A 20,506-nucleotide genomic window follows, 5' to 3' on the forward strand; every position below is an offset into this window, starting at 1 on the left:
GCGTGGCGGGCCCGAGGACGAGGGGGGCGGCCGGCGATGGGGGCGAAAGCAGAAGCGCCGGCCCCAGCGATCTGGGACCGGCGCCTGCGGCAGGATATGGCAGCCGGAGGGGGCGGCGGGGCCGCCCGGCTCTCAGTGCTTCACGTCAGCCCAGACCTTGCGCTTCACCGCATAGGTGAGGCCGGCCAGGATGGTCAGGAACAGGATGATGCGCACGCCCATGGCGCGGCGCTGCTCCAGCTCGGGCTCGGCGGCCCAGGCCATGAAGGTCGTCACGTCGCGGGCCATCTGGGACACCGTGGCCTGCGTGCGGTCGGCGAACTCCACCTGGCCGTCGTTCAGGACGTTCGGCATGGCGATCTGATGGCCGGGGAAGTACTCGTTGTAGTTCATCCCCTCGCCCATGGCGAAACCGGCCGGCGGGTCACGATAGCCGGTCAGCAGCGCGTACATGTAGTCCGCGCCGTTCGGCCGCGCCTTGATCATCACCGAGAGGTCGGGCGGATAGGCGCCGTTGTTCGCGGCACGCGCGGCCTGCTGGTTCGGGAAGGGGCTGCGGAACCGGTCCGAGAGTCGGGCCGGGCGCTCGAACATCTGGCCTTCATCATTCGGGCCGTCCGTCACCTGGAAATCGGCGGCGATGCGGCGCGCCTGTTCCTCGGAGAGGCCGATCTCGAGCAGGTTGCGGTAGGAGAGCTGGCGCATCGCGTGGCAGGCGGCGCAGACCTCCTTGTAGACCTGGAAGCCGCGCTGCAGGGCGCCGCGATCGAAGGTGCCGAACAGCCCGTCGAAGCTGAAGCGCGTATCGGGCAGGGCGATGGCCGGGCCCGCCGCCTGGGAGGGCAGCGGGTTGAGGGCGACCAGGGCGAGCGCAAGCCCGCCCACCATGTTGCGGAAGCCGCGCATCATGCCTTCTCCATCGGCTTGGCCGCTGCGCCGGCCAGGATCGGTCCGCCGCCGCGCAGCACCGGCATCGCGATGCTTTCGGGCAGGCGCAAGGGGCGTTCCAGGCGGCCAAGCACGGGCAGGACCACCAGGAAGTAGGCGAAGTAGTAGGCCGTGGCGAGGCGCGAGATCGTCACGTAGATGCCCTCGGCCGGCATCGCGCCCGCCCACATCAGGACGAAGAAGTTCACGCCCCAGAGCATCAGCAGCCACTTCGCCACCGGGCGGAAGCGCATGGAGCGCACCGGCGAGGTGTCGAGCCAGGGCAGGATGAACAGCACCGCGATGGAGCCGAACATCAGCAGCACGCCGCCGAGCTTGTCCGGCACCGCGCGCAGGATCGCGTAGAAGGGCAGGAAGTACCACTCAGGCACGATGTGCGCGGGTGTCACCAGCGGGTTCGCCGGGATGTAGTTGTCCGGGTGGCCGAGGTAGTTCGGCATGAAGAACACCAGGAAGGCGAACACGATGAAGTACACGACCAGGCCGAAGCTGTCCTTCGCCGTGTAGTAGGGGTGGAAGGGCAGCGTGTCCTGCGGGCCCTTCGGGTCGATGCCCAGCGGGTTGTTCGAGCCCGTGATGTGCAGCGCCGCGACGTGCAGGAACACGACGCCGGCGATCACGAAGGGCAGCAGGTAGTGCAGCGAGAAGAAGCGCGACAGCGTGGGGTTGTCGACGCTGAAGCCGCCCCACAGCCAGATCACGATGTGCTCGCCCACGATGGGGAAGGCGCTGAACAGGTTGGTGATGACGGTGGCACCCCAGAAGGACATCTGGCCCCAGGGCAGCACGTAGCCCATGAAGGCGGTGGCCATCATCAGCAGGAAGATCACGACGCCGAGGATCCACAGCAGCTCGCGCGGCGCCTTGTAGGACCCGTAGTAGAGCCCGCGCCAGATGTGGATGAAGACGACGATGAAGAACATGCTGGCGCCGTTCATGTGAACGTAGCGGATCAGCCAGCCGAAGTTCACGTCGCGCATGATGCGCTCGACGCTGTCGAAGGCGTAGGCGGTGTGCGCCGTGTAGTGCATCGACAGGAAGATGCCGGTCGCGATCATGATCATCAGGTTGACCATGGCGAGCGCGCCGAAATTCCAGAAGTAGTTGAAGTTCCGGGGCGTGGGGAACGTCCCGTACTCCTTCTGCATCATGGTGAAGACCGGCAGGCGCTGGTCGATCCAGCGGGCCACCGGGTTCTTGATCTGACTGTCGTGAAGGCCGATGGCCATCGCGGCTGGCTCCTCGGGAATGAGGGCTGAGGGGTGGGCGCGGAGGATACCGCGACCTGACCGACCTCAGCCGATGCGGATCTGCGTGTCGGACATGAAGGTGTATCCCGGAACCGCAAGGTTCGTGGGCGCCGGGCCGAGGCGGATCCGCCCCGAGGTGTCATAGTGGCTGCCGTGGCACGGGCAGAACCAGCCGCCGTAATTGCCGCGCGCGTCGGTCGCCTTCTGGCCGAGCGGCACGCAGCCCAGATGCGTGCACACGCCCACCAGCACCAGCCACTGGTCCTTCTGCACGCGGCTCTGGTCCGGCGCGGGGTCCTTCAGCTCGGAGAGCGGGGTGGCGCGCGCGGCCTGGATTTCCTCCGCCGAGCGATGGCGCACAAAGACCGGCTTGCCGCGCCACATCACCGTCACCGCCTGCCCGACCTCGATGCGGCTCAGATCGACCTCGGTGGAGGACAGCGCCAGCACGTCGCGGGCCGGGTTCATCGAGTGGATGAAGGGCCACGCCACCGCGCCGACCCCGACCGCGGCAAAGGCGCCGGTGGTCAGGAACAGGAAGTCGCGCCGCGTGCCGCCGGTCTCGTCATCCCCGGCGGGCGGGTGGGCCGCGCCGTTGGGCGCGCTCGCTTGGGCCATGTCGTCATCCCCTTCCGGCGTGGCGCGGGGGGGCTTCCCCGGGCCGTGCCGCATCATCGCACTGCATCGCCCGGGCCCCCTTACCGTCCGGATAACGCCGTGCGAGGCGCAATCCGGGCGTTTTGCCGGGGCGGGACGCTGCGGCGCATATAAGGGTCGCATCCGCTGACTGTCCATCCGGCGCCGCGCCTGAAATCGCTGCATCTTCGCCCAAAAAGCGATCATGGGGACGCAGGATCGCCTTTCCGGTAACCTCCTGCCAATCTTTGCCCGACGCAGCACCGCCCCGACCCTCGGTGCCGCCCGGAGGAGATACGCCCGCCATGCCCGAAGCCCCCCTCGCCGCGCACCCGATGGTGGCCCCGGCCCGCGCCTGGTTCGAAGGCCTGCGCGACCGCATCTGCGCCGCCTTCGAGGCCTGCGAGGATGAGCTCGCCTCCGGCCCGCACGCGCACCTGCCGCCCGGCCGCTTCGTGCGCACGCCCTGGGACCGGCCGGAGGGGGGCGGCGGCGTGATGGGCGTGATGAAGGGCCGCGTCTTCGAGAAGGTGGGGGTGAACGTCTCCACCGTCTTCGGCGAGTTCTCGCCCGAATTCCGCAAGCAGATCCCGGGCGCGGAGGAGGATCCGCGGTTTCTCGCGACCGGCATCTCGCTGGTCGCGCATCTGCGCAACCCGCGCGTGCCGGCGGCGCATATGAACACGCGCTTCATCGTCACCACGAAATCCTGGTTCGGCGGCGGCGGCGACCTCACGCCCATGGACCACGCCGCGCCGCACAGCCTGGAAGACGCCGCGACCTTCCACGCCGCCTTCAAATCCGCCTGCGACAGGCACGATCCCACCTATTATCCGCGCTTCAAACAGTGGTGCGACGAATACTTCTTCCTGCCCCACCGCAACGAGCCCCGCGGCCTGGGCGGCATCTTCTATGACTGGCTCGGCGACCGCACGCCCGGGCGCGGCCAGGAGCTGGATTTCGCCTTCACCAAGGATGTGGGCCTCGCCTTCCTCGAGGCCTATCCGGCCATCGTGCGCCGGCGGATGCATGAGCCCTGGACCGAGGCCGAGCGCGCGCACCAGCTGATGCGCCGCGGCCGGTATGTGGAGTTCAACCTGCTCTATGACCGCGGGACGATCTTCGGCCTCAAGACGGGCGGCAATGTCGAGGCGATCCTGATGTCGCTGCCGCCGGAGACCGGCTGGCCTTAGTTTATTGCGCCCTCAGGCGCGTCGTGCCGGAGGCACGCCTTCGGCGTGACGCGCCGCCTCCGGCGGCTTGGCTTCGCGGCACTTGCCGCGGCGGCCATTCGGCCGCTCGCCCGCCCATGGCGGGCGCCTTTGTGTCAGCCTGTCCCCGCGCGCGCGAACGCCGAGGAAGGTGCCACAGATCGCGGCAATCCGCGGCCCGGCCTGGCCGTCGCCGAAAGGCGAGCCGCCCGCGGTCATGGCCGCCAGCGCCGCCGGGTCCGAGAGCAGGCGCGCGGCCGCGGCCAGGATCGGCCCGCGCCGCGTGCCCACCAGCGCGGCGACGCCGGCCGCGATCGCCTCCGGCCGCTCGGTCTTGTCGCGCAGCACAAGCACCGGCTTGCCGAGCGCGGGCGCTTCCTCCTGCAGCCCGCCGCTGTCGGTCAGCACCAGGGTGCAGCGCCCCAGCGCGGCGGTCATTTCCAGGTAGTCGAGCGGTTCCACCAGATGCGCGCGCGGCACGCCGCCCAGCAGCGGCACCACGCCGCGCCGCACCGCCGGGTTGGGGTGCAGCGGATAGAGCAGTTCCACATCGGGGAAACGCGCCAGCAGCGCCCGTGCGGCGGCGCAGATCCGCGCCAAAGGCGGGCCGAGATTCTCCCGCCGGTGCGCCGTCAGCAGCACAAGCCGGTTCGACGCCAGGCGCGGATAGGCGCTGGCCAGGCCCGGGATCGCGGCGGTGGCGCGCAGCGCGTCGATCACCGTATTGCCGGTGACATGCACGCTGCCCGGCGCCACCCCCTCGGCCAGCAGATTGGCCCGCGCCTGGGCGGTGGGGGCGAAGTGCAGCGCGGCGAGGCGCGTGGCCGTCAGCCGGTTGAACTCCTCGGGGAAGGGGCTGGCCAGGTCGCCGGTCCGCAGCCCGGCCTCGACATGGCCGAAGGGGATGCGCCGGTAGAAACAGGCAAGGGCCGCGGCCATCACCGTGGTCGTGTCGCCCTGCGCCAGCACCAGATCCGGCGCCTCCGCCACCAGCAGCGGGTCGAGCCGCGCGAGCAGCCCCGCCGTCAGCCCCGCCAGGCTCTGCTCGGGCTGCATGAGGTCGAGGTCATGGTCCGGCCGGATGCCGAAGATCGCGAGCGTCTGGCCGAGCAGGTCGCGGTGCTGCCCCGTGCTGGCCACCACCACCCGGCACCAGGGCAGGGCGCGCAGGGCCTGGATGACGGGCGCCATCTTCACCGCCTCGGGCCTGGTCCCGAGCACGCAGAGCACCGTCCTCATCCCGCCGATTGCCACGGCCACCCCCGGAGACTCCCCAAGGTTGAGCCTAGCCGGGTGATATTCGCGCGTCGAGCGAAACCGCACCCTCGCTTGGTGATATCGCGCCGGCGGCGTAACGTGCCGGGACAAGGAGACACCGCCATGGCCACGACGACGCGCGAAGAACGCAGCCTGCTCTCGCATGAGGAATTCAGCCTCGTCGAGCCGACGCACTACCCGGCCATCAAGGCCCTGCCGGCCGAGGAGCTGCGGGCGATCGCGACCCGCCTGCGCGACCATCACAACAAGGCGCGCGACCTGCTGCGCGCCGGCCGCCGCGCGCGCGCCGGCAAGGGCGAGCCCCGCGCGGCCGCCTCGGCGTTGGGCACGCGCCTTGCGCAGAAGAAGCAGGTCTTCGCCGCCGCGCTGAAGCGGGTGAACAGCCGCTTCGAGGCGATCACCGCCGAGCGCCGCCGCGCCGCGCACACCGCGGCCCTGCGCGCCGCCCTGGCCCGCAAGCAGGCGCAGCGCGCCGCGCATCCGGGCGCCGGGGCGACGGCGCGCGAGGGCATGCGCAAGAAGGGCGGCGCGCGGCCGGGCTGGAAGGTCGATCCGCGCCGGGTCGGCAGCATCGGCCAGGCCACGCGCAACGCCCAGGCGCGCCGCGACGGCTGAGGGCGACGCTTGCCAGGGTCGGGAAGAAGTGCGACCGAGGCGGCAACCAATCACGGAGGTTCCGCCAAGATGATCGCCCGTCGCACCCTGCTCGGCTCGGCGCTTGCCGCCCCGCTCGCCGCGCCCCTGGCTACCCCCGCCCTGGCCCAGGCGCCCTGGCCCAACCGCACCGTGCGGATCATCGTGCCCTGGCCGCCCGGCGGGTCCACCGATGTGCTCGCCCGGCTGCTGGCCGAGCAGATGCAGACCCGCACCGGCCAGTCCTTCGTGCTCGAGAACCGGCCCGGCGCGGGCGGCAACATCGGCGCCGACGCGCTCGCGAAATCGGCGCCGGATGGCTACACCATGGCGCCGCTGACGCTGGGTGCGTGGCACATCAACAGCTTCCTCTACAGCCGCCTGCCCTATGACCCGCAGCGCGACTTCCAGCCCATTTCGATGCATTGGGAACTGCCGAACGTCGTCGTCGTCTCGGCGCAGCACAATCCCTCGACCACCCTGGCCGAGTTCATCACCTGGGCGCGCGCGCAGCGCCAGGGGATCTCCTTCGGCTCGCCCGGCGTGGGCACCACGGCGCATCTCAGCGGCTCGATGTTCACCAGCCGGCTCAACCTGGATGGCACGCATGTGCCCTTCCGCGGTGCCGCGCAGATCATCCCGGCCATGCTCTCGGGCGACCTCAATGTCGCGATCGACAACCTCGCCAGCTACATCCCGGTGATCCAGGAGGGCCGCGTGCGCGCGCTCGCCGTCACCGGGGCCGAGCGCTGGGCGACGCTGCCCAATGTGCCGACCATGGCCGAGGCCGGCGTGCCGGATTTCGTGGTGACCTCCTGGTGCGCCATGGCCTTCCCGGCCGGCGTGCCGGCCCCGATCGTCGAGCGCGCGGCAGGGCTGATGCGCGAGATCGGCCAGGACCCGGCGGTGCAGGAGCGTTTCCTGCGCACCGGTGCCAAGGCGGTCTGGAGCACCCCCGCCGACGTCACCGCCCGCGTCGCGCGCGAGCGGCCGATGTGGCAGGAAGTGGTGCGGATCTCCGGCGCGAAGCTGGATTAGGAAGGTTGGCGGCCCGCGTTCTTCACGCGGGCCGTTCGGGGCGCTGCCCCGAAGCCGAATGGCCGCCGCGCCCAGTGGCGCGAAGGCAAGCCGGCGGATGCCGGCGCCCGCCGTTTGAGGGCACTACAAGAAACTCACCGGGTCCACATCCACCTGGACCCGGACGTTGTGCGGCACGGCGACGCGCGCGAGCCAGTCCCGCACCACCTCCTGCACCCGCACCTCGCGCCGCGCCTTGAGCAGCAGGCGGCGCCGGTGCCGCCCGCGCAGCAAGGCGAGCGGCGCGGGGGCGGGGCCCAGCACCTCCACGCCCTCGACCCGCGGCGCGGCCAGGCCCAGATCGCGCGCGGTGCGTTCGGCGGCGCGTTCCTCCTCGCTGCTCACCACCAGCGCCACCAGCCGGCCGAAGGGCGGCCAATGGCCGGGGCGGCGGCCGGCGGCCTCGGCGCGCAGGAAGGAATCGACATCGCCCGAGACCAGCGCCTGCATCACCGGATGCTCGGTGTTGAAGCTCTGCAGCAGCACCCGGCCCGGCGCCTCGGCCCGCCCCGCCCTTCCCGAGACCTGGTGCAGCACCTGCAGCGTGCGCTCCGCCGCGCGCAGGTCGCCCCCCGCCAGCCCGAGATCCGCATCGACCACGCCGACCAGCGTCAGATGCGGGAAATGCCAGCCCTTGGCGACGATCTGCGTGCCGATGATGAGGTCCACCTGCCGCGCCGAGATCGCCGCCCCCGCCGCCCGCGCCGCCGCCGGGCCGGGCAGGGTGTCGCTGGCCATCACGATGCGCCGCGCATCGGGGAAGAGCAGGCTCGCCTCCTCCACCACCCGCTCCACCCCGGGGCCGACCGGGGTCAGCGTGCCGGGCGCGTGGCATTCGGGGCAATTGGTGGGGATCGGTTCGGCATGGCCGCAATGGTGGCATTGCAGGCGCCGCTGGGCGCGGTGCTCGACCAGCCAGGCGGTGCAGTTCGGGCAGCGCAGCCGATGCCCGCAGGCGCGGCACAAGGTCAGCGGCGCATAGCCCCGGCGATTGAGGAACAGCATCGCCTGCTCGCCGCGCGCCAGCGTCTCCCGCACCGCCTCGACCAAAGGCGGGCTGAGGAAGCGGCCGCGCTCGGGGGGCGTGACGCGCAGGTCGAGCAGCTGCACCGTGGGCATCCCCGCGCTGCCATGCCGCTCGGCCAGGTGCAGGTGGCGGTAGCGCCCGGCCTCGGCATTGGTCAGGGTTTCCAGCGACGGCGTGGCGGAGACCAGCACGCAGGCGGCGTCCTCCAGCCGCGCGCGCACCACGGCCATGTCGCGCGCGTGGTAGACCACGCCGTCCTCCTGCTTGAAGGCGGTCTCATGCTCCTCATCCACCACGATCAGGCCGAGATCGGGGAAGGGCAGGAACAGGGCCGAGCGCGCGCCGACCAGCACCTCCACCTCCCCGGCGGCGACGGCGCGCCAGGTATTGGCCCGCGTTTTCGACCCCAGTTCCGAATGCCACAGCGCCGGATCCACCCCGAAGCGCGCGCGGAAGCGCTCGAGCCACTGGGTGGAGAGCGCGATCTCCGGCAGCAGGACCAGCGCCTGCCGGCCGCGGCGCAGGCATTCCGCCACCGCGTCCAGATAGACCTCCGTCTTGCCCGAGCCGGTGACGCCGGTCAGCAGCGTGACCGAGAATCGCCGCTCGGCCGCCGCCTCGCGCAGCGCCTGGGATGCGGCGGTCTGCTCGGCGCCAAGCGTCGGGCCGGGATGTTCGGGGTCGGGGCGGGGGAAGGCCTCGCCGGCCGGGATGATGGCGGGCTGGAGCAGCCCGGCATCGGCCATGCCCCGCACCACGCCGGGTGAGACGCCGGCGGCGGCGGCGAGTTCGCCGGTGGTCAGCACCGCACCAGGGGGCAGGGCCTCCAGCACGCGCCGGCGCGCCTCGGTCAGCTTCGGGCCGTTGGAGGGGCTGCGCTGCCAGCCGATCCGGGCCGGTGCGGGGTCGAAGGCGGCGGGCGCGCTGATCGCCATGCGCAGCACCGCCCCGGGGGGCGAGAGGGTGTAGGCCGCCACCCACTCCACGAATCGGCGCAGATTGGCCGGCAGCGGGGTGGTGGAGACCACGCCCCTGATGTCGCGCAGCTTGCCCTCGGCCAGGTCGGGATCGGCCTGCCCGTCCCAGGCCACGCCCAGCACTTCCCGCCCGCCGAGCGGCACGCGCACCACATCGCCCGGCGCCACGGCAAACCCCGCCGGCACCCGGTAGTCATAGGCGCCGGCCGCGAGCGGCAGCGGCAGCAGCACCGGCAGGCGTGCACGCAAGACGCGGGGCTCCCCTTCCGAGACAGCGCCTTCCGCTGCCCCTGCCCCCTCCTGTATCCTCCGCCGGGTCAAGACGCGACCAGACCAGGGAAAGCACTGATGAAATTCTTCGTGGACACCGCCGACGTGTCCGAAATCCGGGCGCTGGGCGAGTTGGGCCTGGTCGATGGTGTCACCACCAACCCCTCCATCATCGCCAAGTCCGGCCGCAAGATGGCCGAGGTGATCGCCGAGATCTGCACCCTGACGACCGGCCCGGTGAGCGCCGAGGTCACCGCCACCGACCATGCCGGCATGCTGGCCGAGGGCCGCTACCTGCGCGGCATCGCGCCGAATGTGGCGGTGAAGGTGCCGCTGACGGAGGCCGGGCTGCGCACCTGCCGCGTGCTGGCGGCCGAAGGCACGCCGGTGAACGTCACGCTCTGCTTCTCCCCCGGCCAGGCGCTGCTGGCGGCCAAGGCGGGCGCGGCCTTCATCTCCCCCTTCGTGGGGCGGCTCGATGACATCTCGACCGACGGCATGGCGCTGATCGGCGACATCGTGCGGATCTACGCCAACTATCCGGGGCTGAAGACCGAGGTGCTGGTCGCCTCCGTCCGCCACCCGATCCACCTGATCGAATCGGCCAAGCTCGGCGCGCATGTGGCGACGCTGCCGCCGGCGGTGATCCGCCAGATGCTCAAGCACCCGCTGACCGATAGCGGCCTCGCCGCCTTCCTGGCCGATTGGGCCAAGACGGGCCAGTCCATCCTGTGAAGGGGGTCGCGACCTCGCCTGCCGAACTCGGCGCGGAGGAGGTCGCGGCATATCTGGCGCGCCACCCGGATTTCCTGGCGGCGCGCCCCGACCTCTACCGCCTGCTCACCCCGCCGAAGCGCGTGCATGGCGAGGCGCTGGCCGACCATATGGCGGCGATGCTGGCCGCCGAACGCTCCGGCGCGCGGGCGCTGGAGGGCGAACTGCGCGCCGGCACGATGCTCGGCCTGCGCGCGCGGCTTGCCGTGCTGGCCCTGCTGGCGTCGCGCGACGTGGCGGAGACGGTGGCGCAGGAATGGCCGGCGCTGCTGCATGTGACGCACGGCGCCCTGCTCAGCCCCGCCCCCCTCACCCCCGCGCGCGACGTGACGCTGCGCAGCGGCGCCGAGATGGTGGCGGCGGCCACGCTCCATGCCGAGGCCGCCGGGCTGATTTTCCGGGATGCGCTGGTGCGCGTGCCGCTCGCCGCCGGCAGCGCGCTGCTGGTGCTGGGCGCCCGGGCGGATGAAAGCCTGCCCGCCACCGAGACCCTCGCCTTCCTGGGCCGCGCCCTGGCGGCGGCATTGTCGCGCTGATGCAGGCCGAGGCCGCGCTCGAGGATTTCCTGGCGATGCTGGCGCATGAGCGCCGCGCCAGCGCGCATACGCTCGAGGCCTATCGCAGCGACCTCGCGCTGTTCCTGGGCTTCCTGACGCAGCACCTGGGTGAGGCGCCGGACGTGGCGGCGCTGGGGGCGCTGCGCCCGGCTGATCTGCGCGGCTTCCTCGCCGCGCGCGCCCGCGCCGGGGATGGCAACGCCACCCGCGCGCGGCGGCTGGCTGCGCTGCGCGGCTTCCTGCGGCATCTGGCGCGGCGGCAGGGGATCGGGCTCGCCAGCCTCGCCGGGCTGCGCGGCCCGCGCGCCCGCCCGCCCGTGCCGCGCGCCCTCTCCGCCCCCGCGGCGCGGGAGGTGGCGGCCGGGATCGGCGCGGTGCACGACCCCGACCGGGCCGAGCAGCCGGCCATGCAGGCGGCGCGGGACGTGGCGCTGTTCACCCTGCTCTATGGCTGCGGCCTGCGCATCGCGGAGGCGCTGGCGCTCAATGTGCGTGACGCGCCACAGCCCGGCGCCACCGCGCCGCTGCGCGTGCGCGGCAAGGGCAACAAGGAAAGGCTGGTGCCGGTGCTGCCCGCGGTGCGCGCGGCCATGGCCGAATGGCTGCGCCACCACCCCGACCCGCGCCCCGATTCGGCCCTGTTCCTCGGCGCGCGCGGCGCGCGTCTCGACCCGGCGGTGGCGCAGCGATCCTTGCGCGAATACCGGCGCATGGCCGGCCTGCCCGAGCACGCCACGCCGCATGCGCTGCGCCATTCCTTCGCCACGCATCTGCTCGGCGGGGGCGCGGATCTGCGCGCGATCCAGGAATTGCTGGGCCATGCCAGCCTGTCCACGACGCAGCGCTACACCAGTGTGGACGCCGTGGCGCTGCTCGACACCTGGAAGAAGGCGCATCCGCGCGCGGATTGATCCTGCCACGCGACGGTCTTGTGCCGCCCCGGTAGCAAGGCCTTCATCTTTTTTGCCCAGAAGCCCTGCTTGAGCGGGCCGCGCGCCCGGCCCCCCTGGCATCGGAGCCCTCGGCATGCCGCCTGCGTCTTCCGGCACCATCGCGCCGCGACATTCGATCAACATCCGCATCATGGCATCGGCGCTGGTCCTGGCGCTGATCGGACTCGTCTTCGCCGGGCTGATCCTGCGCGACGCCAGGGTGGAGCAGGACCGGTATCACCGGGCGGAGACCACCTCCGAGGCGCGTTCCCTGCTCAGCAGCGCGGTGATCGAGATGTCGCATGAGCGCGGACAGAGCGAATTGCTGCTCGAACTGCCCGACGCGATCAGCGCCGCCCAGCGCCAGGCGCTCACCGCGCAGCGGCAGGAGACCGATGTCGCGCTGCAGCGCGTGCTGGATTTCATCGCCACCGAGCCCGTCGCCGGCCAGGTGGATGCCTTCCGGCGCGAGGTGACCGAGCTGCGCACGCGCCTGCTCGCCACGCGCCAGGCGCTGGACGTGCAGCTCCCCCTGCCCCGCGCCCGGCGCGATGCCGCCCAGCTGGCCGCCCTGCCGCGCGCCCTGAAGGACATGGGCGCCGCCCTGCAGGCGAAGCGGCACCTGCTGCGCGGCCTCAGCGTGAACCTGCCGGCCGCCATGGTGCTGCTGGAGATGCTGCGCGACCTGGCCTGGCAGGTGCGCGAATTCGGCGGGCAGGAACGCACCTTCCTGCTGATCGCGGCCACCACCCGCGCCGAGCTGTCGCCGGTGCGCCTCGCGGAGCTGGAGGCGCTGGCCCGGCGCGCGGCGGAAGCGGGGGAGGAGATCCAGCGCATCACCAGCCATCCCGGCCTGCCCGCGGCGCCGCGCCAAGCCGCGCGGCAGCTCGCGGAGACCTACTTCGGCAGCTATGCGCAGCTGCGCCAGGGGATGCTGGCCGAGGCCGCCAGGCCCACGCCCGCCTATCCGGTGGACGCCGCCACCTTCCTCGCCCGCTCCAACACCGCACTGGAGGGGGCAGAGGCGCTCTCGGCCGCCGCGAATGCCGCCATCAGGGAGCTCTACCGGGAGCGCGACGCCAGGTCCTTCCAGGCGGTGCTGCTGGCCGGCCTTGCCGTGCTGCTCATCCTCTGCGTCGCCGGCATCGCCTGCCTGCTGATCCTGCGCGCCTTCCGCCGCCTCAAGGCGCTGCAGGACTCGATGGGCCTGCTCGCCGCGGGCGATATCGCGCTGACCGTCCCGCACCTCGCCGCGCGCGACGAGGTCGGCGCCATGGCCCGCGCGCTGGAGGTCTTCCGCACCCAGGCGGAGCAGAAGCTGCTGCTGGAGGCCGCGGCCACGACGCAGCGCGCGGCGCGCGAACGCCGTGCCGCGGAGATGGACCGCCACACGCGCGAATTCGGCGCGGCGCTGTCGGGGGTGATGGCACGGCTCTCCACCGCCGCCGGGCGCATGTCGGACACCGCCTCGGGCATCGCCGAGCGGGCCGACCAGACGATGCGCGAGGCCGAGACCACGGCCCAGGCAGCGAGCGGGGCGGTGAACGACCTTGGCTCGGTCGCCGCCGCGACGGAGGAGCTGACCGCCTCGGTCGGCGAGATCTCCCGCCAGGCGGCGAATTCCGCGCAGGCGGCGCAGATGCTGGCCCAGCGCGCGCAAAGCGCCGACACGACCATGACCCGGCTGAACGAGGCCGCCACCACCATCGGCGAGGTCGCGCGCCTGATCGGCGACATCGCCGGGCAGACCAACCTGCTCGCGCTCAACGCCACGATCGAGGCGGCGCGTGCGGGGGAGGCCGGCAAGGGCTTCGCCGTCGTCGCCAATGAGGTGAAGGCGCTGGCCAGCCAGACCGCCAAGGCCACCGAGCAGATCGCCGGCCAGATCCAGGCCATCCAGGGCGCCGCCGAGGAGGCTGTGGGCGTGGTGCGCGGCATGGCGGAGCAGGTCAGCAGCCTCGGCGAGACCGCGACCGCCATCGCCGCCGCGGTCGAGCAGCAGGGCGCCGCCACGCGCGAGATCTCGGCCTCGGTCGCGACCGTGCTTGGCACCTCGCAGCAGACGGTGGTGGCGATGGAGCAGGCGGCGGACTCCGCCCGTCGCGCCCGCGAGGCCAGCGGCGAGGTGCAGGACGCGGCCGGCGCGGTCAGCCATGAGACCCGCGAACTGGGCAGCGATGTGGACCAGTTCCTGAACGTCATCAACGAGGTGCGCAATGAGCGGCGCAGCTTCGAACGCGTGGCGGGCGACCAGCGCCCGGTGACGCTGGCGCTGCCCGGCGGCAAGACGGCACGGGGCCTGCTGCAGGATCTCTCGCGCGGGGGCCTCGCCGTCCGGCTCGACGCCACGGCCCCGCCGGGGGTCGAGCCCGGCGTGCTGCTGCGGCTCGAGATCCGTGGTCTCGCACCGCTGGAGGCGCGCGTGGCGCGGGTGGACGGCCCGGTGGTGGGGCTCGTGGTGAAGCAGGATGAAGCGACGGCCGCCATCATGGAGGGTCTGGTCAGCGCCCTGTCCACACGGCAGGCTGCCTGAGCAGGGACCGGCCGGACAGGTCCCGGGAAGGGACCGCCATGACCGACGCCGCCGCGCGCCACGCCGCGCTGTTCGACCTGACGGGGCGCGTCGCGCTCGTCACCGGGGCCTCGCGCGGGCTGGGCGCGGCCATGGCGCGGGGGCTGGCGGAGGCGGGGGCGGAGGTGATCCTCAACGCCCGCGACCCGGCGGCGCTGGAAGCGGAAGCCGCGCGACTGCGCGCCGATGGGCTCAAGGCGCGGATCAGCGCCTTCGACGTGCGCGACGGCGCGGCGATGGCCGCGGCGGTGGGGGGCCTCGGGCCGATCGACATCCTGCTGCACAATGCCGGCAACCAGCACCGCGCGCCGGTCGAGCAGGTGACGGAGGAAGGCTGGGCGAGCGTGCTGGACACGCATCTGACCGCGCTGTTCCGCCTCTCCAAGCTCATCGTGCCGGGGATGAAGGAACGCCGGCGGGGCAAGGTGATCGCCACGGGCAGCCTCGCCTCGGATCTCGGGCGGGGCACCATCACGCCCTATGCGGCGGCGAAGGGCGGCTTGAAGATGTTCATCCGCGCGCTGGCGGTGGAACTCGGCCCGCACAACATCCAGGCGAATGCGATCGGGCCGGGCTGGTTCGACACCGAGCTGAACAAGCCGCTGCTGAACAACCCGGAATGGCTGGCGATGGTGGCGCGGCGCTGCCCCGCCGGGCGCTATGCCGACCCGCGCGAGATCGTCGGCACGGCCGTGTTCCTCGCCGCGCCGGCCAGCGACTTCGTGAGCGGGCAGTTGCTGTTCGTGGATGGCGGCGTAACAGCCAATATGACTTAGCCGCCGCCCACTTGCTTCCCTTTTTCAGGACGCGAATGCGGCCCCGCGCGCAGGACTGCCGCGATCACCGGCGCAACAGCGCGTAGGCGCAAGCCAAGCCGCCGGAGGCGGCGCCCGGCGCCTGAGGGCACAAATCAATGCACCCTGCTGGTCGGCTCGTGCGGGCTGTCGAGGCTGAAGGGCGGGATCGCGACCTCGAAGCTCTCGCCGCTGTCAGGCACGACCATGTGATAGGCGCCGCGCATGAAGCCCGAGGGCGTGGGCAGCGGCGTGCCCGACGTGTATTCGAATTCCTGCCCGGGCTCGAGCACCGGCTGCTCGCCGACCACGCCCTCGCCATGCACGCTCTGGGTGCGGCCGCGCGCATCGGTGATGTGCCAGCTGCGCTTGAGCAGTTGCACGGTCTGCTCGCCCTCATTGCGGATGGCGACCCGATAGGCCCAGACGAAATGACCGCGTTCGGGCTCTGACTGGTCCGCGAGATAGAAAGCCCGGACGTCCACGCGGATGCGCCGGGTCGTTGCGCTATAGCCTTCCCGCATCGTACTTCTCCCCGCGCAATATTTGTCGCGCGCGCGGGACGATGTCCAGGGGTAGCGCGTCAGCCCCGGCGCAGCGCCACGGCGAGGCCCGCGCCCATCAGCATTGCGCCCCCGGTGCGGTTCAGCGCGCGCCGCACGCCCGGCCGGCGCACCGCCCCCGAAAGCCGCGCGGCGAGCAGCGCATAGGCGCCCGCATTGAGCGCGGCGAGGCTGACGAAGCTCGCCACCAGGATTGCCGCCTGCGGCAGGAAGGGGCGGGAGGCGTCGATGAATTGCGGCACGAAGGCCACGAAGAAGGCGATGCCCTTGGGGTTCAGCGCCGTCACCACATAGGCCTGGCGCATCGCCTGGCCGGGGGCGAGCGGCGGCGCCGCCCCGGGTTCGACCGGCGCGCGCCACAGTTTCACGCCGAGATAGACCAGATAGGCCGCGCCGGCCCATTTCAGCGCCGTGAAGAGCGTGGCCGAGGCCGCCAGGATCGCCCCCAGCCCGGCCAGCGAGAGCGTGATGGCGGTGAGATCCCCCAGCGCCACGCCCACCACCAGCGGGAGCGCGTTGCGCGCGCCCCCGCCGAGCGACTGGCCGATCACCAGCAGGATGGTCGGCCCGGGGATCAGCAGCATCGCCGTGGCGGCGGCGAGAAAGGCAAGCCAGGTGGCGAGGTCCATGCGGTTACTTCCGGCGCGGTGCTTCGGGGAGGTCGGGCATCAGCCCGAACAGCCCGGCTTCCGCCGGTGCGGCCTTGGCCTTGGCCCGCTTGGGCTTTGCGGGGGCCTCCGGCTCGGGCCCCGGGGCAGGCGCGGGGGCGGCCTCGATGACCGGCTTCGCGCGCTTCGTGGGCTTGGGCGCCGGGGCGATGGCGTCCAGCGCCTCGGAGAGATCGGCGATGAGGTCGGCGACGTCTTCCAGCCCGACGGAAAGCCGCACCGTGCCATCCGTGATGCCGAGCTTCGCACGCTCCTCGGCACCGACGCGCATATGCGTGGTGGTCGCCGGATGCGTGACCAGCGACTTCGCGTCGCCAAGGTTGTTGGAGACATCGATCAGCTTCAGCGCGTCGAGGAAGCGGAAGGTCTCCTCCTTGCCGCCCTTCAGGTCGAAGGTCACCAGCGTGCCGCCGGCCGCCATCTGCGCCTTGGCCAGGGCATGCTGCGGGTGATCGACGCGGAAGGGGTAGAGGACGCGGGCGACCTCGCTGCGCTCGGCCAGGAAATCCGCCACCGCCGCGGCCGAGCGGCACATCGCCGGCAGGCGCAGGTGCAGCGTCTCGAGCCCCTTGAGGATCACCCAGGCGTTGAAGGGGCTGATCGAGGGGCCGGTGTTGCGGATGAAGGGCTGCAGCACGTCATCCACCCACTTCCTGCGCCCCAGCACGGCGCCGCCGAGCACGCGGCCCTGGCCATCCATGTGCTTGGTGCAGGAATAGACGATGATGTCGGCGCCGAACTGCATCGGCTTCTGCAGCAGCGGCGTGGCGAAGACATTGTCCACCACCACCAGCGCGCCGGCCGCATGCGCGAGGTCACACACGGCGGCGAGGTCCACCAGCTCGAGCATCGGGTTCGAGGGCGTCTCGAGCAGCACCATCGTCGCCGGCGTGGACAGCGCGGCCTTCCACTGCGCCAGGTCCGCGCCATCGACGAAATCCGTGCGGATGCCGTAGCGCGGCAGCAGGGAGGAGACGATCCAGTGGCAGGAGCCGAACAGCGCGCGGCTGGCCACCACGCGGTCGCCGGTCTTGAGGTGCGAAAGCATGGAGGCATGCACCGCGGCCATGCCGGTGGCGGTCAGGCGGCAGGCCTCGGCCCCTTCCAGCGCGGCGAGGCGTTCTTCCAGCATCGTCACGGTCGGGTTGCCGAAGCGCGAATACTGGTAGTGGGTCGCCTTGCCGAGGAAGGTGTCCTCGGCCTGGCCGGCGCTGTCATAGACGAAGCCGGAGGTGAGGTAGAGCGCCTCCGACGTCTCGTCATGGTTCGAGCGCATCTGCCCGCCGCGGACCAGCAGGGTGGCGGGGCGGAGGGGGCGGTCGGGCAGGGTCTTGGCCATCTTCGGAACACCTTCAAACGCGCGGCGTCCGGCCCCCTTCCGGGGTTCGGGGCGGGCTGGCCGGATGGCCCTGCGCCCCGAAGGCCCTTTAGCGCGCATGTTTTCGGCTGGTGGAAGCCGCCCGTTTCCGGGACCTCGCCGCAATCAGGCCGGACAAATCGCGAGGGGCGCAAGGGCACCGGACCTGTGGTTACGGCGCGCGCGCAGCGCGGTCAAGGCACCGCTTGCCGGGGCGGCGGGAGGCTCTGTATAAGGCTTCACCTCCGGCGCGCGGGCGTAGTTCAGAGGTAGAACGTCAGCTTCCCAAGCTGAATGTCGTGGGTTCGATTCCCATCGCCCGCTCCACCGCCCCCTCCTGACCGCGATGCCCGACCGCGATGCCCAGCGGCGACGAATGACGATTGACGCCCGGCCCGCCGGGGCGGCAGGTTGCGAAATCTTCATCCCCCCCGTGAGGCTCCCGCGATGCGAAGGCACCTGCTCACCGCGCTCTGCGCCCTGCTGGCCACGGCCGCCCTGCCCGCCCAGGCACAGGAGATCCGCCCCGCCATCGTCTTCGACATGGGCGGCAAGTTCGACCGCTCCTTCAACGAGGCGGTGCATCGCGGCGGGCAGGAATTCCAGCGCGCCACCGGCATCACCGTGCAGGAATTCGAGCCCCAGCAGGAACCGCAGCGCGAGCAGGCGCTGCGCAACTTCGCCCGGCGCGGCCAGGACCCGATCATCGCCGTCGGCTTCTCCCAGCGCAGCGCGGTGCAGACGGTGGCCGCCGAATTCCCGCGCATCCGCTTCGTGCTGATCGACAGCGTGGTCGAGGCGCCGAACGTGCAATCCATCCAGTTCCGCGAGGAGCAGGGCTCCTACCTCGCCGGCATGGCGGCCGCCCTGGCCAGCCGCAGCGGGCGCGTGGGCTTCGTGGGCGGCATGGACATTCCCCTCATCCGTCGCTTCGCCTGCGGCTATGTGCAGGGTGCCCGCGCGGTGAACCCGCAGGTGCAGGTCTTCCAGAACATGACCGGCTCGACCCCCGCCGCCTGGCGCGACCCGGTGCGCGGGGCGGAGCTTGCGCGCAGCCAGATCGAGCGCGGCGCGGATGTGATCTTCCACGCCGCCGGCGGCACCGGTGCGGGCGTGCTGCAGGCCGCGGCCGATGCGGGGCGGCTCGGCATCGGCGTCGATTCGAACCAGAACCACCTGCATCCGGGCCGGGTGCTGACATCGATGCTCAAGCGCGTCGATGTCGCGACCCGCACCGCCATGGAGCAGGCGCGCGCCGGCACCTGGCGGCCCGGGCGCAGCGTGCTGGGCCTGGCCGAGGATGGCGTGGGCCTCGCCTTCGATGAGCACAACGCCGCGCTCTTCACCGCCGAGATGCGCGCGCGCATCGACGCCGCGCGGACCGAGATCGTCGCCGGGCGCGTCAGCGTGCACGACTTCATGTCCAACAATACGTGCCCGGAGCAGTAGCGGGACCTCCCGCGGTCGAATGCCGCGGGATCACCAAGCGTTTCGGTACCGTATTGGCGAATGATGCGGTGGACCTCACGGTCCATCGCGGCTCGATCCATGGCGTGATCGGCGAGAACGGCGCCGGCAAATCCACCCTCATGGCGATCCTGCACGGCTTCTATCCGATGGATGCCGGCTCCATCGCGGTGGATGGAAGGCCCGTGACCATCCGCGACAGCGCGGATGCCATCGCGCAGGGGATCGAGATGGTGCACCAGCACTTCATGCTGGTGGAGACCTTCACCGTGCTCGAGAACGTGATGCTGGGGGCGGAGGGCGGCGCGCTGCTCGCCCCCGGCCGCGCCGCGGCGCGCGAATCCCTCGCCCGGCTCGCCGCCGATTACGGCCTCGCCGTCGATCCCGATGCGGTGGTGGGCGATCTCGGCGTGGGCGACAAGCAGCGCGTGGAGATCCTCAAGGCGCTGCATCGCGGGGCCGAGATCCTGATCCTGGACGAGCCCACCGGCGTGCTGACACCGCAGGAGGCCGACGACCTCTTCCGCGTGCTGCGATCCTTGCGCGACCAGGGCAAGGCCGTGCTGCTCATCACCCACAAGCTGCGCGAGGTGATGGCGGTGACGGACCGTGTCTCCGTCATGCGCGGCGGGCGGATGGTGGCGCATCGCGCCACCGCCGAGACCTCGGCCGAAGAACTGTCCGAGTTGATGATCGGCCGCCGGCCGGCCGTGGCGGAACGGCCCGCGCCTGCAACGCCCGGCGCGGAACTGCTGCGTGTCGAGGATCTGCGCGTGCGCGATGCTACGGGGGTGGAACGTCTGCGCGGCGTCTCCTTCACGCTCCATGCCGGCGAGATCCTCGGCATCGCCGGTGTCGCGGGCAATGGCCAGACCGAGCTGCTGGAAGCACTCGCCGGCATGCGCCGCACGAGCGGCGGGGCGGTGGCGCTGCGCGGCGCGGCCCTGCCGCCGGGCGATGCGGCGCAGCGGCGCGCGGTCGGCATCGCGCATGTGCCGGAGGACAGGCTGCGCCATGGCCTCGTCGCGGAATTCGCGGCCGAGGATACGGCGATCCTCGGCTACCAGCAGGATCCGGCCTGGCGGCGCCTGCTCGGGCTGATCTCGCGCGGCCGCATCGGCGCCCATGCCGCGCGGCTGATGCGCGAGCATGACGTGCGCCCGCCGATCCCGCGCCTGCGCTCCTCGCTGTTCTCGGGTGGCAACCAGCAGAAGCTGATCCTGGGCCGCGAGCTGGACCGCACGCCGGAGGTGCTGCTGGTGGGCCAGCCGACGCGCGGTGTCGATATCGGCGGCATCGAGGCCATCCATCGCCGCCTGCGTGGCTGGCGAGAGGCCGGGCGCGGCGTGCTGCTGGTCTCGGTCGAGCTGGATGAGATCCTGGCGCTGGCAGACCGCATCCTGGTGATGTTCGACGGCCGCATCATGGGCGAGCTGCCGGCCGGCGTGGCGGATGAGCGGCGGTTGGGGATGATGATGGCGGGGGCCTCGACATGACGCGGCCCGCAGGGCCGAG

The 20,506-nt window shown here is 72.0% G+C and carries 18 protein-coding genes and 1 tRNA gene; 11 read left to right on the plus strand and 8 right to left on the minus strand.

The genetic code is table 11. The annotated features are described in order from the left end of the window. Positions 1–132: 132 nt before the first annotated feature. The 3 genes from AC2D9U_RS06940 to petA all read right to left on the minus strand — a co-directional run bounded on the left by AC2D9U_RS06940 (position 133) and on the right by petA (position 2,816). Positions 133–906, minus strand: coding sequence for a cytochrome c1 (locus AC2D9U_RS06940; RefSeq protein WP_484747617.1), 774 nt, complete (start codon positions 904–906; stop codon positions 133–135). Beyond that, on the minus strand, positions 906–2,177 hold the full coding sequence (locus AC2D9U_RS06945) for a cytochrome b (RefSeq protein ID WP_484747618.1): 1,272 nt from the start codon (positions 2,175–2,177) through the stop codon (positions 906–908). The genes AC2D9U_RS06940 and AC2D9U_RS06945 overlap by 1 nt, the downstream gene beginning before the upstream one ends. 66 nt (positions 2,178–2,243) lie before the next feature. Then, entirely contained in the window at positions 2,244–2,816 is a 573-nt protein-coding gene (gene petA / locus AC2D9U_RS06950) for a ubiquinol-cytochrome c reductase iron-sulfur subunit (RefSeq protein WP_484747619.1), read from the minus strand. Between the two features lie 323 nt (positions 2,817–3,139). On the opposite strand from petA, the gene hemF reads away from it, so the two are divergent. Beyond that, complete coding sequence (gene hemF / locus AC2D9U_RS06955; protein ID WP_484747621.1) at positions 3,140–4,027, plus strand: oxygen-dependent coproporphyrinogen oxidase; 888 nt, start codon at positions 3,140–3,142, stop codon at positions 4,025–4,027. 12 nt (positions 4,028–4,039) lie between these two features. Here hemF and wecB read toward each other — a convergent pair whose 3' ends face one another. Then, positions 4,040–5,284 (minus strand): non-hydrolyzing UDP-N-acetylglucosamine 2-epimerase, encoded by a 1,245-nt coding sequence (gene wecB / locus AC2D9U_RS06960; protein WP_484747622.1) that lies wholly within the window; start codon positions 5,282–5,284, stop codon positions 4,040–4,042. Between the two features lie 141 nt (positions 5,285–5,425). Here wecB and AC2D9U_RS06965 point away from each other — a divergent pair, with 141 nt between their 5' ends. Both AC2D9U_RS06965 and AC2D9U_RS06970 read left to right on the plus strand, forming a co-directional pair. Beyond that, positions 5,426–5,938, plus strand: a complete 513-nt coding sequence (locus AC2D9U_RS06965; protein ID WP_484747623.1) for a hypothetical protein — start codon at positions 5,426–5,428, stop codon at positions 5,936–5,938. 69 nt (positions 5,939–6,007) lie between these two features. After that, on the plus strand, positions 6,008–6,994 hold the full coding sequence (locus tag AC2D9U_RS06970; RefSeq protein ID WP_484747625.1) for a Bug family tripartite tricarboxylate transporter substrate binding protein: 987 nt from the start codon (positions 6,008–6,010) through the stop codon (positions 6,992–6,994). 123 nt (positions 6,995–7,117) lie between these two features. Here AC2D9U_RS06970 and AC2D9U_RS06975 read toward each other — a convergent pair whose 3' ends face one another. Next, complete coding sequence (locus tag AC2D9U_RS06975; protein WP_484747626.1) at positions 7,118–9,286, minus strand: primosomal protein N'; 2,169 nt, start codon at positions 9,284–9,286, stop codon at positions 7,118–7,120. Positions 9,287–9,385: 99 nt separating this feature from the next. Between AC2D9U_RS06975 and fsa the strand changes: the two genes are divergently transcribed. The 5 genes from fsa (at position 9,386) to AC2D9U_RS07000 (ending at position 14,918) form a co-directional block, all read left to right on the plus strand. Beyond that, positions 9,386–10,042, plus strand: a complete 657-nt coding sequence (gene fsa / locus AC2D9U_RS06980; protein WP_484747628.1) for a fructose-6-phosphate aldolase — start codon at positions 9,386–9,388, stop codon at positions 10,040–10,042. Next, complete coding sequence (locus AC2D9U_RS06985; RefSeq protein ID WP_484747630.1) at positions 10,039–10,617, plus strand: hypothetical protein; 579 nt, start codon at positions 10,039–10,041, stop codon at positions 10,615–10,617. The genes fsa and AC2D9U_RS06985 overlap by 4 nt, the downstream gene beginning before the upstream one ends. Next, positions 10,617–11,549, plus strand: coding sequence for a tyrosine recombinase XerC (locus AC2D9U_RS06990; protein WP_484747631.1), 933 nt, complete (start codon positions 10,617–10,619; stop codon positions 11,547–11,549). Before AC2D9U_RS06985 ends, AC2D9U_RS06990 begins: the two co-directional genes overlap by 1 nt. A gap of 115 nt (positions 11,550–11,664) precedes the next feature. Then, positions 11,665–14,103 (plus strand): methyl-accepting chemotaxis protein, encoded by a 2,439-nt coding sequence (locus tag AC2D9U_RS06995; protein WP_484747632.1) that lies wholly within the window; start codon positions 11,665–11,667, stop codon positions 14,101–14,103. A 38-nt stretch (positions 14,104–14,141) separates the two neighbouring features. After that, positions 14,142–14,918 carry an SDR family oxidoreductase gene (locus tag AC2D9U_RS07000; protein WP_484747634.1) on the plus strand — a complete coding sequence of 259 codons (777 nt, stop codon included), beginning with the start codon at positions 14,142–14,144 and terminating at the stop codon, positions 14,916–14,918. A 134-nt stretch (positions 14,919–15,052) separates the two neighbouring features. On the opposite strand, the gene apaG is transcribed toward AC2D9U_RS07000, so the two are convergent. Genes apaG through metZ form a run of 3 tightly spaced genes read right to left on the minus strand, consistent with a single transcriptional unit; the run spans position 15,053 to position 17,506 of the window. Continuing rightward, positions 15,053–15,460, minus strand: coding sequence for a Co2+/Mg2+ efflux protein ApaG (gene apaG, locus AC2D9U_RS07005; protein WP_484747635.1), 408 nt, complete (start codon positions 15,458–15,460; stop codon positions 15,053–15,055). Positions 15,461–15,519: 59 nt separating this feature from the next. Next, positions 15,520–16,128 (minus strand): LysE family translocator, encoded by a 609-nt coding sequence (locus AC2D9U_RS07010; protein ID WP_484747637.1) that lies wholly within the window; start codon positions 16,126–16,128, stop codon positions 15,520–15,522. A gap of 4 nt (positions 16,129–16,132) precedes the next feature. Continuing rightward, positions 16,133–17,506 (minus strand): O-succinylhomoserine sulfhydrylase, encoded by a 1,374-nt coding sequence (gene metZ / locus AC2D9U_RS07015; protein ID WP_484747639.1) that lies wholly within the window; start codon positions 17,504–17,506, stop codon positions 16,133–16,135. 270 nt (positions 17,507–17,776) lie between these two features. Between metZ and AC2D9U_RS07020 the strand changes: the two genes are divergently transcribed. From AC2D9U_RS07020 to AC2D9U_RS07030, 3 genes are all read left to right on the plus strand, one after another. Then, a tRNA-Gly gene (locus tag AC2D9U_RS07020) sits at positions 17,777–17,851 on the plus strand. Positions 17,852–17,971: 120 nt separating this feature from the next. Next, entirely contained in the window at positions 17,972–18,973 is a 1,002-nt protein-coding gene (locus AC2D9U_RS07025) for a BMP family lipoprotein (RefSeq protein ID WP_484747641.1), read from the plus strand. A 68-nt stretch (positions 18,974–19,041) separates the two neighbouring features. After that, complete coding sequence (locus AC2D9U_RS07030; protein ID WP_484747642.1) at positions 19,042–20,487, plus strand: ABC transporter ATP-binding protein; 1,446 nt, start codon at positions 19,042–19,044, stop codon at positions 20,485–20,487. Positions 20,488–20,506: the final 19 nt, after the last annotated feature.

The organism is Roseomonas sp. TF40, from assembly GCF_057219975.1.

Bases quoted from the DNA above. Each gene is read 5' to 3' on its own strand.
- AC2D9U_RS06940 (WP_484747617.1), bottom strand. From the start codon at position 906: ATGCGCGGCTTCCGCAACATGGTGGGCGGGCTTGCGCTCGCCCTGGTC.
- AC2D9U_RS06945 (WP_484747618.1), bottom strand. From the start codon at position 2,177: ATGGCCATCGGCCTTCACGACAGTCAGATCAAGAACCCGGTGGCCCGC.
- petA (WP_484747619.1), bottom strand. From the start codon at position 2,816: ATGGCCCAAGCGAGCGCGCCCAACGGCGCGGCCCACCCGCCCGCCGGG.
- hemF (WP_484747621.1), top strand. From the start codon at position 3,140: ATGCCCGAAGCCCCCCTCGCCGCGCACCCGATGGTGGCCCCGGCCCGC.
- wecB (WP_484747622.1), bottom strand. From the start codon at position 5,284: ATGAGGACGGTGCTCTGCGTGCTCGGGACCAGGCCCGAGGCGGTGAAG.
- AC2D9U_RS06965 (WP_484747623.1), top strand. From the start codon at position 5,426: ATGGCCACGACGACGCGCGAAGAACGCAGCCTGCTCTCGCATGAGGAA.
- AC2D9U_RS06970 (WP_484747625.1), top strand. From the start codon at position 6,008: ATGATCGCCCGTCGCACCCTGCTCGGCTCGGCGCTTGCCGCCCCGCTC.
- fsa (WP_484747628.1), top strand. From the start codon at position 9,386: ATGAAATTCTTCGTGGACACCGCCGACGTGTCCGAAATCCGGGCGCTG.
- AC2D9U_RS06990 (WP_484747631.1), top strand. From the start codon at position 10,617: ATGCAGGCCGAGGCCGCGCTCGAGGATTTCCTGGCGATGCTGGCGCAT.
- AC2D9U_RS06995 (WP_484747632.1), top strand. From the start codon at position 11,665: ATGCCGCCTGCGTCTTCCGGCACCATCGCGCCGCGACATTCGATCAAC.
- AC2D9U_RS07000 (WP_484747634.1), top strand. From the start codon at position 14,142: ATGACCGACGCCGCCGCGCGCCACGCCGCGCTGTTCGACCTGACGGGG.
- apaG (WP_484747635.1), bottom strand. From the start codon at position 15,460: ATGCGGGAAGGCTATAGCGCAACGACCCGGCGCATCCGCGTGGACGTC.
- AC2D9U_RS07010 (WP_484747637.1), bottom strand. From the start codon at position 16,128: ATGGACCTCGCCACCTGGCTTGCCTTTCTCGCCGCCGCCACGGCGATG.
- metZ (WP_484747639.1), bottom strand. From the start codon at position 17,506: ATGGCCAAGACCCTGCCCGACCGCCCCCTCCGCCCCGCCACCCTGCTG.
- AC2D9U_RS07025 (WP_484747641.1), top strand. From the start codon at position 17,972: ATGCGAAGGCACCTGCTCACCGCGCTCTGCGCCCTGCTGGCCACGGCC.